The organism is Salegentibacter salarius, from assembly GCF_900168265.1.
In the GTDB taxonomy this organism is placed as follows: Bacteria; Bacteroidota; Bacteroidia; order Flavobacteriales; family Flavobacteriaceae; genus Salegentibacter; species Salegentibacter salarius.
Genome location: NZ_FVZF01000028.1, coordinates 42864 through 54859 on the forward strand (window position 1 = coordinate 42864; position 11996 = coordinate 54859).

The following is an 11996-nucleotide window of genomic DNA, read 5'->3' on the forward strand; positions in this document are numbered from 1 at the left end:
TGGCTATGTCCTTTTAATTTTGTGTTCTGGTGTTTTTATAAATAATTCCAGGATTAAAGCAAGTGCTATAACTAGCAAGCATCCCGCTAAATTGAGCCATAAATAAGGCATAACATCAAATGTAAAAATGATAATAATTAAAATTTGTGTGATTATTGCTGCGATAAACACCGAATTACTATTTACGATTTTTATAAAAAAGGCGAGTAAAAATATACCCAGCACATTTCCGTAGAAAATAGAGCCTATGATATTTACCAGCTGAATAAGATTATCAAACAAATTGGCAAAGCTCGCAAAAGCAATGGCTATAAGTCCCCAAAGCAGTGTAAACCACTTCGAAGCTTTTACGTAATGTTGATCAGATTGTTCTGTTCGCCGGCTTCTTTTGTAAAGATCTATAGAAGTAGTGGAGGATAATGCGTTTAATTCTGAGGCGGTAGAAGACATCGCGGCAGAAAGGATTACTGCCAGAAGTAAACCAATTAATCCTCGTGGGAGATTATTCAGTATAAAATGGATGAAAACATAATCTTTGTCGTTGCTTTCGGCGTCTTTATCGGAAGCATCAATTAAGTCTCTTGCTTTTTGCCTGGTTTCTCTTTCAGAAGCATTTAAAGAAGCTAGGTTTTCACGGTAAGATGAATTATTGGCAGGGGTAAAATCGTTGTTTTCTGCAAATTGGAAATGTAGATTCTGTTTTTTCTGCTGAAGCGCATCGTGCTCCTGCATTAAATCTTCATATTGATTGCCATAATCTGAATTCAGAACGGTTTCAGTCGCGGCGGGATTAAAATTGAGTGGTGCATTGTTGAATTGATAAAATACAAAAACCATGACACCAACCAGCAAAATAAAGAACTGTAACGGCACTTTTAGCATTCCGTTCATAATCATTCCCATTCTGCTTTCTTTGACTGATCTTCCGCTTAAATAGCGTTGCACCTGGCTTTGATCTGTTCCAAAATAAGAAAGTGCTAGAAAGCCACCACCAATAATCCCACTCCAAAAAGTATAACGGTTTTCAAAATCGAAAGAGAAATCGAGGATATCCATTTTACCGCTGGCACCCGCGATTTCCAGGGCATTATTAAAATTAATATTTTCGGGTAAATAGCTTAAAATAATAAAAAACGCGGCAAACATCCCGGTAAGGATTACAGCCATTTGCTGTTTATGGGTCACACTAACCGCTGTGGTACCGCCAGCAACGGTATAAATAATTACCAGGGAACCTATAAGAACAGTAAGTCCAGAAAGATTCCAACCTAAAACCGCCGATAAGATTATGGCCGGTGCGAAAATGGTAAGCCCGGCGGCGAGACCTCGCTGTATTAAGAATAAAATTGCGGTTAAAGTTCTCGTTTTTCTGTCGAAACGGGATTCTAAATATTCGTAAGCTGTGTATACATTAAGCCTTTTATAAATTGGAATAAAAAACATACAAACCACCACCATCGCCAGTGGCAACCCAAAATAAAATTGTACAAAACCCATCCCATCGTGAAAGGCCTGTCCAGGTGTAGAAAGGAAAGTGATCGCACTAGCTTGTGTGGCCATAGTAGAAAGTCCGATGGTCCACCAACGGGTTTCGCTACCACCACGAATATAATCCTGGGCGCCTTTATTATTTCGGGTTTTATAAACCCCGTAGGTTACAATAAAAGCCAGGGTACCAAGAAGAATTATCCAGTCTATTAATTGCATATTATGAGAATAGGGACATTATGAGGTAAAAGATTATGATGTAAGCGGCGTTGGCCAAAAGAACGTAGGTGTATGAGTTACTCCAGGTAAATTTTTCGGGCTTTTTCATTCTTTTCCTATTGAAATCATATTTGCAAAAAGTCTATAAGCACCCGGAACGCCCGCAGGAAACTGCCTGAAAAAACTAAGCCCGGTATAAATAAAATAGCCTTCTCCGTACTGGGCGACAAGCAAACTTCCATTTTTGGGAGTTTCATTTTTATCGTTCATAGAGAGAATTGGTGTAAATTCTTCACTCCACGAATCCGGGAAATAAAGTCCGCGTTCCTGTACCCAATTCTCAAAATCATTTTTAGTGATTTTGTTCGGGGAATTTAAAACGGGATGGTTTTCAGCTAGAAATCTAACTTCAGCAGTTTCGTCGGTCACGCGGTCACGTGATAATTCCAGCGGTAATGGAGATATATTTTCGGTCACTAAACCTCGATTAGTATTGTATTGCACAATTAAATTCCCACCGTTATTTACGTAATCAAAAAGTATCTGTTGTTTGTATTTTAATGCTTCAACCGTATTTAAAGCACGAATTCCCAGTACTACAGCATCATATTTTTGCAAAGAAGACCTGGAAATTGTCGCAGCATTTAATTTATTTACACGATAACCGATTTGTTCCAAACTTTCGGGAACAACATCGCCGGCACCTTCAATATAGCCAATGAGTTCTCCTTTTTTCTCAATCTCTAAGCGTGCAACCTTTAATTTTGAAGGAACTACCAGGTTTTGTTTCGGGATATGAGTATAATCTATGGAGATAAGTTTTTCTGAAAATTCCCTGCCGTCTATTGTTGCCGTTGGAATGATAAAGCTTTCATCCTGATCTTTTGGAGGCGTGACTTCAAAAGAAAGGTTTGTGTTACTTCCTTTTTGCTGAAGCTTAAACATATGAGTTTCGGGCTTTATTATCCAGCCTTCTTCGGCTGAAAGGCTCACTTCACCCTGTACATTTGCCTTTCCTGAAGTGAGTTTTACTGAAATGTTTTTGGGTTCATCGTTTTCAAAAATTATCATTTCGTCTTCAAAGGAGAGCGAAACTTCGGGGATAATCTCAAATGGCTGATAAGTTTCCCCCAGCACAGGGTCGTTGTATTTGTAGACTATGGGTTTTTCGAAACTTAGCGTAACTCCATTGAAATCAAGGTGAAAAAGGCTTTTTGTAAGCGTGGGTGTTTCGGGAAGACCTATTAATTGTTGATCTTCTACTTTATACATTCCATTATTAGCGGCCTCTTTTAGCCAATAGGGAGTTGTGTATGCTGTATTTTCCGGAACTTTCAGCGTGATATCATTTTGCCAATTTTCGTTATTTCCCAGTGTAATTTCTGGTTTAATTTTAGCATTATTCGGATTTAATTCAACCGAACTCAAAGTAACCTGGAAATCACTGCGATTAATAGCTTCCAGGTTTATCTGAACGCTATCCCTTGCTGTAGCCGAAGCTTGATTTGCCACAGCCTCCAAAAATAAACCTGAGCTGGCATAAATGATGTTCTTAATTTCTTTGGTTTTTAGTTCACGCCAGTGCTCATTGGGTAATTCGCGAATCAATTTATAAGCTTCTACCAGTTTTGGTAAACTAGCAGCAGGATCTTTAAAATTATAATTCTTTTCAACTTGAGTCAGGATTTCGCCAATTTCTGCGCCGCCCTCTAACTTTTCCCAGGAAGTATCAATGCCTTTAAAAACGTTTTGTGAGCGAATGGTATCTCCTTTAATTGGCTCCAAGTATTCCATTTGACTTCCCCGGGAACCTGTACTGCCAAAGCCCTGAGATTGGTGCTGGCTTCTGCTTAAAGAGGAAATTTCGGGATTTGAAAGTCCAAGGAGTGGAAAATAAACTCCGGTATCAAAGCTTACAAATTGGTTTTTATTAGCTTCTTCAAAAGCTTCCTGCCCCCCATAAAACCAGGGAGAAGTATTAAAATACGCTCGCCTGGCTTGATGTGTTTCGGTAAATTCTAATTGGTCAGGGAATTTATCAGGATTTGCCGCAGCTTCAAAAGCTTCAAGGCTTAGGATGGCAGAGGAGGTGTGGTGACCGTGAGTGCTGCCGGGAGTGCGATGATCAAACCGGTTGATAATAACATCGGGTTTAAAATTTCTAATGATCCAAACCACGTCACTAAGTACTTTTTCTTTATTCCAGATTTCCAAGGTTTCCTCTGGAGTTTTTGAATAACCGAAATCGTTGGCACGAGTAAAAAATTGTTCTCCACCATCTATACCTCTTGCCGCAAGTAGTTCCTGAGTTCTAATTAGGCCTAATTGCTCTCGTAATTCAGGGCCAATAAGGTTTTGTCCACCATCGCCACGAGTTAAAGAGAGATAAGCAGTTCGAGCATTTTTTTCGTTTGAAAAATAAGAGATCAACCGGGTGTTTTCGTCATCTGGATGGGCGCCAATGTATAACACAGAGCCAAGGAAATTAAGTTTTTTTATTTCCTGAAATATTTCAGCAGCGTTTAATTTTTCAGGCTTCTGTGCGTGTAAATTCAACAGAAAAAAACAGAAAAGGAAACTAAGTAGTTTGCGCATAGATCTCAAGGCGATTAAATAAAGATGACCAAATATAAAAACTTTAGCCGCCTGAAGATAAGAATTTACTCGATAATCGAAGTTATATGATCCGGAGCTAGTGGCAAATTAAAATATTGTTCTTAATTAAATCCTCGAAGAATCTTCTAATGTGATTTACTTAGAGGCTACTTTTATCCTCATCTAGGTAAACATCTTTTTCTACCAAAGAGACTGCTTTTTGTAGAATAAGATTATTTGGATAAGTGATTAATTCGCCCTCTAAAGTCCTGAGGTGTAAGTGGAAGGCCTTTATGTCTTCAATAATAGCTTCAATAGGAAGATCTTTATCATGAATCTTGATCTTGTCGCCTATTTTATAGGGAAAAGAAAAGAAAAGAATAACCCCGGAAGTAATATTGCTTAGAATAGACCAGATGGCGAATAACGCAACCCCAAGTACCGCGAAAACAGAAGAAAATATAAGTGAAAGTTCTGTAAGCCCCATTCCCCAGGCGATAGCTAAAAGGAAAAAAGCAATAAACAGAATAAGAATATTAATGTATTTAAACATTAATTTAGTTCGGGTGAAGTTTATTTCACTGCGTTTACCAACTCTATGTGCGGCTTTCTTTAGTAGAAACTGAACAATTAATAAGGCGAAAACTGTTACTACCGTGTAGGAGATTTCAGTTCTATACAATGAAAAGATTTCATACATATCTACTCTCAAATTTTATATAAAGGTAATTCCAAAAAGATGTTTTTTAACGAATAAATATAAGCTGTTTTAGGTTTTTTATTTGTAAGCTTTTAATTAATTAAAAACTTTATACGGGGTGTTTTAACATGCTTAAAATTAAATAGTTATTATTGAATAGAAGCAAGATTAATCAGTTCGTTGTAAACCAGGTGGGTGGGAAGACCAACTACATTAAAGTAACTTCCTTCCAGATTAGTTATCCCGATAAGGCCAATCCATTCCTGGATAGCATACCCGCCTGCTTTATCAAAAGGTTTAAAGTTTTCTACGTAATAATCAATTTCACCGGTGGTAAGTTCTTTGAAGCTTACCCGGGTTTCACAATTTACTGTAGACTGGTGATTGTGCGTTGTAAAACAAACCGATGTAAAGACACTATGGGTTTTGCTTGAAAGTGATCTAAGCATTTCTTTGGCTTCAGGTGCCGTTTCCGGTTTTCCCATTGCGTTTCCTTCATTATAAACAATGGTATCGCTGGTAATTAAAATTTGATCTTTTTTTAATTCTTTCTGAAAAGCTTCGGCTTTCAATTGCGCTAAAAAATCGGTTATTTCTTCTTTCTGAAGGTAATCTGGATGAACTTCTTTAACCGGTCTAACATCTGCTTTAAAAGGAATGTCTAGATCTTTAAAGAATTGATGTCTCCTTGGAGAGCCTGATGCAAGAATAATTTCTTTATTTTTTAAAAGTTCTTTCAACATAATACATTAGAGTAAAAATTGATAAAATCCGATAGAGATGAGTCCGAAAAATAAAATAATTTTCAGCATTAAACTTAAGTGCGTGTAATCTTTTTTCTTTTTAGCCTCCCAGAGACGAACCTGAAAATAGAGCAGGGGCGCAAGAATAAAAAGTAGCGAGTAAATTACCAGAAAAGTATTCTCAAAAAGATAATTATAAATATAATAGACCATTGCGGCTATAGGTAAAATACCAATCGCAAAAATTATTTTGTTAGTACGACTTTGACCAAGCACAATAGGCAAGGTTTTGATGCCTGCGTTGTAATCGCCTTTTATATCTTCGTGGTCTTTTACCATTTCTCTCAATAAATTCAATAAAAATGCAAACACAACATAATCCAGTAGAATAGAAAATAGTAAAGACTGAATTTTTTTATTTTGAGGGGAAATAGCAGGAAAAAGATCGAAAACTGCTGGTAATAGCACTACAAAAGCTACGAGGAAACTTATTAAAACATTCCCTAAAACCGGAATTTGCTTCAGGTAACTCGCGTACAAATAAAGTAAAGCTGAAGAAAAGATAAAAATCGCTACAAAAGCAGGTTTTTCCAACAAATTCGCCAGGTAAAAACCTATTGCCACTCCGATAACATTTAGAGTGATAAACAAATTATTAGCATTTTTCTCTGAAATCTTATTTCCAACGATCAGCTTTTCGGGTTTATTAATTTTGTCTGCCTGGATATCATAAATATCATTAATTACATATCCCGAAGCCGCGATACATAGCGTAGCCAGAATTAATAGGGCATAGCCAAAAGCATTAAGCGTAATTGCGGCACCAAATTCTTCAAAAAATGAAAACTTTATTAGAATTAGGGTAAGGGCTATAAAAATAAGATTAGGCCATCTTAGTAGCTTTAAGTATGCGATCATATGCTAGTTTATTCTGAAACAAATTTTAAACCTACACTTGAAATTATTAGTGTGCTTAGAAAGAAAATACGCCAAAAATTAGCAGGTTCTTTAAAAATGAAAATTCCTAATAGAACAGTGCCTACTGCGCCAATTCCTGTCCAAACGGCATAGGCTGTACCAATAGGTAATGTTTGTGTGGCTTTATAAAGCAAAAGCATACTTATGCTTAGCGAAATTAAAAACCCGGCAAACCAAAGGTTTGAATTGAGACCGGTGGTCACCTTGGTTTTGCCAAGGCAAAATGCAAAACCAACTTCAAAAAGTCCGGCGAGAATAAGTAGAATCCAGTTCATTAGGCTTTATCAATCCATTTTCCCTGCACCTTCATCACTTGTTCTATAACATCACGAACGCAGCCTTTCCCGCCTTTTCTGTGAGAAACATATTTACTGATCTCTTTAACTTCAGCGGCAGCATCCTGTGGGCAGCAAGGTAAACCCACTAATTTCATTGGATAATAATCCGGAATATCATCGCCCATATAGAGTACGTTTTCTGCATTGATTTCATAAATATCGAAGAATTCATCCATTTGTTCCACTTTATCGTGAATGCCCAGGTAGATATCGTTAATCCCAAGATCTCTTAGCCTTTTTCTAACGCCTTCATTTTTTCCTCCGGAAATAACGCAAACCGTGTAACCAGCCGTTTTTGCTGCTTTAAGCGCATAACCATCTTTAATGTTCATAGTACGCAGAAGTTCTCCTGCGGTACTAATTTGTATGCTACCATCGGTGAGTACACCATCTACATCAAATACAAAGGTGTTGATTTGGTTTAGGTATTCTTTATAATTTTTTTCCATGTAAATCTTGAATAGATTGGGTTAAAAGGCTGTAAATATCCTTATGTTTTTTAGATAAAAATGCTAAATGTGTTTCAATTGTTTTTTGATCATTCCTTAAAGCCGGGCCTGTTTGGGCTTCCTGTGGTCTTAAAATCTCAATTTTCGAGGTAGTTTCTGCTATAAGTGGCTTTAAAATGCTGAAGTCTATTTTATTCTCGGCACAAATTTCAGCTCCAATTGAATATAAATGATTGCTGAAATTATTCACAAAAACTGCTGCAACGTGTAAAGCTTTGCGTTGTTCAGAATCAATCTCCCGTACATCTTTTGTGATTCCTGAAGCCAGACTTCTTATTTTTTCTAAATTTTCGGCTGAATTTGCTTCAATACAAACCGGTATTTCGGCAAAATCTACTGCTTTGTTTTTCGAAAAGGTCTGTAATGGATAAAACACGCCAAAATTAGTTGCGCCCTCCAGTGCATTCAAACCAACGGCGCCCGATGTATGTAAAATGATACCGTCATAACTTCTAAGTTGTTTGGCTATTTCAGGAATAACATCATCTTTTAAAGCAAGTAAATAAAAATGAGCAGGTTTTAAGTCATTGATATTAGTGGTGGTAGCTGTAACATTTGGGAAATACTTCAGGCTTTCCTGCTTATGATTATAAACCTGGATCACGCGGATATTTTCCGCTTCAGAAAAGGCTTTGAACAAATGAAAAGCTACGTTCCCGGTGCCTAAAATTACCACTTCTATCATTCGGCTAAATTATTAAAAATAATCAGGCAATAAAATTAACATTCGTGTAGGAGATTGTCTTTGTTTTTACCTTCCCAAACCGTTAAAAATCCTTAAATTTGCAGCCGTAAAAAGAGTTACTTCATGCAGAATAAAATAGCGTCTGTCATATTTTCTACACGTATAATGGCAGTCTTGTTTGTGGTTTTCGCAGTGGCCATGGCGTTCGGGACATTTATTGAAAGTTGGTATAGTATTGAAACAGCGAGAGTGTTAATCTACAACACCTGGTGGTTTGAAGCTATTATGGTATTTTTTGTGATTAATTTCGCCGGAAATATTAAGCGTTACAACCTCCATAAACGCGAAAAATGGTCTTCCCTTTTAATTCACTTATCTTTTGTGCTAATCCTGGTTGGGGCGTTTATTACGCGTTATATTAGTTACGAAGGGGTTATGCCAATACGTGAAGGCGAAACTACCAATGTTATGCTTTCCCAAAAAACTTTTCTCACCACTTTTATTGACGGCGAAATTAATGGCGAGCCTAGGCGTAGGGTTTTGCAGGAACCGGTGCTTTTTGCTCCAGAGACTGAAAACGAGTATGTGCTGAACACCGACTATAATGGCCAACCGGTTACTATTGAAGCGACTAATTTTATTTACGGTGCTAAAGAAGAATTAGTGCCGGCTGAAGATGGGATAAATCATCTTAAAATTGTTGAAGCAGGAGGCGGGGAGCGTCACGATCATTATTTGAAGGAAGGCGAAGTTCAAAATATTCATAATGTTTTATTCTCATTGAACGAACCTACCGAAGGCGCAATTAATATAACCTACGATGAAGCTAGCGGGAAATACACCATAGATTCTCCTTTTGAGGGAGATTATATGCGAATGGCAGACCAGAAGCGTGGAGATTTAGTAAAAGATTCTACCCAAAACCTGATGCTTCGGTCTTTATACAATATTGGGAATATGCAGTTTGTAATTCCTGAACCGGTGGTGAAAGGGAAATACGATATTGTAAGAACCCCAGAAAAAGCCGATGGTCAATCTGATGCATTAACCTTAAGGGTTTCTTCTGAAGGCGAATCTAAAACTGTCACCTTAATGGGTGGACAGGGAATTACCAGCGAACCTCAAAAGGTAGAACTTGCCGGACTAGAATTTTACCTGGATTACGGCAGTAAAGAAATAGAATTGCCATTTGCCATAAAGCTTAATGATTTTATAGCTGACAAATATCCCGGTACAGAAAATAGTTACTCGGCTTTTAAAAGTAAGGTAGAGATAGTTGAGGAAGGAAAAGAGAATAGACCTTATGAAATTTATATGAACCACGTCTTAGATCACAAAGGATTTAGGTTTTTTCAAGCTAGTTTTATGCCAGATGAAAAAGGAACTATACTTTCTGTAAACCACGATTTCTGGGGAACCTGGGTTACTTACATTGGGTATTTTCTGCTTTATTTAGGCTTAATGCTTATCCTTTTTGATAAAGGCTCTCGATTTGGAAATCTTAAGGAAATGCTGGAAAAAGTAAAAGACAAAAAGAAAAAGTTAACTACGGTACTTATTTTCTTTATGGCTGCAGGTTCTATGTTTGCCCAGGTGCCTGAAGATGATCACCAACACGCTCAATCGGCTAAAAAGGAAGTAGATTCCATTCTTAAAAGTAACGCTGTAAGTGAAGAACACGCAGCTAAATTTGGTAGACTGGTAATTCAGGATGCCAGTGGTAGGATGAAACCGGCCAATACGTATTCTTCTGAATTACTTCGGAAATTAAGTAAGTCTGATGAATATGAAGGTTTAAGCTCAGATCAGGTTCTGGTGTCGCTAACCCAAAATCCAATGATCTGGTACAATGTGCCTATTATTTATGTTGAAAAACATAATGATAGCTTGCATAATATTTTAGGAGTAGATGAAGGAAAAAAGTATTTAACGCTAAGTAGTTTCTTTGATGAAACTGGAAGTTATAAACTCTCGCCATTACTGGAAGATGCCTACCAGGCAGCGGTTCCCAATAAATTTCAAAAGGATTTTATCAATACCGATAAAAAAGTGAATTTATTGTATCGTGCGCTTCAGGGTAAAATACTTCGCATTTTCCCAATTCCGGGAGATGATAATAATAAGTGGGTTTCTTATCCTGAATTAGAGGATGAAGGTGTAGTTTTTAAAGGAATGGATTCGGTGTACACTAAACAGATTCTTCCCTTGTATATGACCTCACTTTCTGAGGCCAGTGAAACCGGAGATTATACAAAAGCGAATCAATTTCTGGAAAGTATAAAAGGATTTCAGAAGAAATTCGGAGAAGAAGTAATGCCTTCAGAAGATAAGATCAATGCTGAGATCGCTTATAACAAATACGATATTTTTAAGAACTTATTCTGGATGTATATGACAGCCGGACTACTTATGTTGGTGTTTGTTATTGTTAAGATCTTTAAGGAAAATAGTGTAACAAAATGGCTGGTGAAGATTAGTGGCGGTGTTATTGTAGTTCTTTTTATACTGCATACTTTGGGACTAATTGCCCGGTGGTATATTTCTGGACACGCTCCCTGGAGTGATGCTTATGAATCTATGATCTATGTAGGTTGGGCCACTATGTTCTTTGGTTTAGCTTTCGGAAGAAAAAGTAGCTTAACTGTTGCATCTACGGCTTTTGTAACTTCAATGATTCTAATGATCGCACATTGGAACTGGATGGATCCTTCTATAGCTAATTTACAGCCCGTGCTTGATTCTTATTGGTTAATGATTCACGTGTCGGTAATTGTAGGAAGTTATGGTCCTTTTACCCTGGGAATGATCCTTGGTGCTGTGGCCTTACTATTAATGATTTTCACCACAGAAAGCAATAAGAAAAAAATGGATCTCAATATAAAGGAGATCACCATTATTACTGAAATGGCTTTAACGGTAGGCCTTGTAATGCTAACCATTGGAAACTTCCTTGGAGGACAATGGGCCAACGAAAGCTGGGGACGTTATTGGGGCTGGGATCCAAAAGAAACCTGGGCTTTAATAAGTATTATGGTATATGCATTTGTAATCCATATGCGTTTAGTTCCAGGGCTTAGAAGTAGATGGTTCTTTAATTTTATGGCTATTGTAGCTTTTGCCAGTATTATGATGACTTATTTTGGGGTGAACTTCTACCTGGCCGGATTACACTCTTATGCTAGCGGAGACAAAGTAATCACACCTACTTTTATTTACTATGCAATAGCAATAGTTGCATTATTGGGAGCTGTATCTTACTGGAGATTTCAGAAGTTTTATGCGAAAAAGCCTAAGAAGAAAATTGAAAAGTAATTAGAAAATTACGGACTGAAAAGTCTAGTGTTTAAAGGAACTTGGTTAGGCTTCTAATATGTTTAGATTCATAACAACTTAGATCCTGAAACAAGTTCAGGATGACGAATAATAACAAAGAGGCCGTCTAAAAAGTATTTAGATGGCCTTTTTTATTGATAAAAGTTTTTGTGAGAGAAGCGCTTCTTCTTTTGTAGATATTCTTAATGATAAAAAAGGAAGGAAGCCCCCTTCCTATGCTATACTGAATTTTCTTAAGTTGTGCGCCATAGCGATTAACCCTATTTCAGTAGTTACTTTCTCCATTCCCCGAAGCATAAATCGCTTGAAGCCCATGTTTTGCTTGATATTCCCAAAAACGGCTTCCACATCCCAGCACCGACGTTTACGATGTGCTATTCCCGCTTCACTTAATAGTAGGTTCCTAGC

At 37.3% G+C, this 11996-nt stretch carries 10 protein-coding genes; 1 reads left to right on the forward strand and 9 read right to left on the reverse strand.

What is annotated here, in order from left to right:
- Nucleotides 1–3: 3 nt before the first annotated feature.
- The 8 genes from B5440_RS13725 to B5440_RS13760 all read right to left on the reverse strand — a co-directional run bounded on the left by B5440_RS13725 (nt 4) and on the right by B5440_RS13760 (nt 8255).
- Nucleotides 4–1707, reverse strand: a complete 1704-nt coding sequence (locus tag B5440_RS13725; RefSeq protein ID WP_070054365.1) for a sodium:solute symporter family protein — start codon at nt 1705–1707, stop codon at nt 4–6.
- Nucleotides 1708–1812: 105 nt separating this feature from the next.
- Nucleotides 1813–4302: a PIG-L family deacetylase gene (locus tag B5440_RS13730; RefSeq protein WP_070054366.1), complete on the reverse strand. Its 2490-nt coding sequence runs from the start codon at nt 4300–4302 to the stop codon at nt 1813–1815.
- A gap of 160 nt (nt 4303–4462) precedes the next feature.
- Complete coding sequence (locus B5440_RS13735; protein WP_070054367.1) at nt 4463–5002, reverse strand: mechanosensitive ion channel domain-containing protein; 540 nt, start codon at nt 5000–5002, stop codon at nt 4463–4465.
- Between the two features lie 149 nt (nt 5003–5151).
- On the reverse strand, nt 5152–5745 hold the full coding sequence (locus B5440_RS13740) for a Maf-like protein (RefSeq protein WP_070054368.1): 594 nt from the start codon (nt 5743–5745) through the stop codon (nt 5152–5154).
- 6 nt (nt 5746–5751) lie between these two features.
- A complete protein-coding gene (locus B5440_RS13745) occupies nt 5752–6663 on the reverse strand; it encodes a geranylgeranylglycerol-phosphate geranylgeranyltransferase (protein ID WP_070054369.1) in 912 nt (303 codons plus the stop codon).
- Nucleotides 6664–6671: 8 nt separating this feature from the next.
- Entirely contained in the window at nt 6672–6998 is a 327-nt protein-coding gene (locus tag B5440_RS13750; protein WP_070054370.1) for a DMT family transporter, read from the reverse strand.
- Complete coding sequence (locus tag B5440_RS13755) at nt 6998–7510, reverse strand: KdsC family phosphatase (protein WP_070054371.1); 513 nt, start codon at nt 7508–7510, stop codon at nt 6998–7000. The genes B5440_RS13750 and B5440_RS13755 overlap by 1 nt, the downstream gene beginning before the upstream one ends.
- Nucleotides 7494–8255 carry a Rossmann-like and DUF2520 domain-containing protein gene (locus tag B5440_RS13760; RefSeq protein ID WP_070054372.1) on the reverse strand — a complete coding sequence of 254 codons (762 nt, stop codon included), beginning with the start codon at nt 8253–8255 and terminating at the stop codon, nt 7494–7496. Before B5440_RS13760 ends, B5440_RS13755 begins: the two co-directional genes overlap by 17 nt.
- Nucleotides 8256–8378: 123 nt before the next feature.
- On the opposite strand from B5440_RS13760, the gene ccsA reads away from it, so the two are divergent.
- On the forward strand, nt 8379–11567 hold the full coding sequence (gene ccsA / locus B5440_RS13765; RefSeq protein WP_070054373.1) for a cytochrome c biogenesis protein CcsA: 3189 nt from the start codon (nt 8379–8381) through the stop codon (nt 11565–11567).
- Nucleotides 11568–11801: 234 nt separating this feature from the next.
- Here the strand turns inward: ccsA and B5440_RS13770 are convergent.
- Nucleotides 11802–11996: transposase (locus B5440_RS13770; protein ID WP_143533315.1), on the reverse strand; the 195-nt coding region annotated here is incomplete at its 5' end.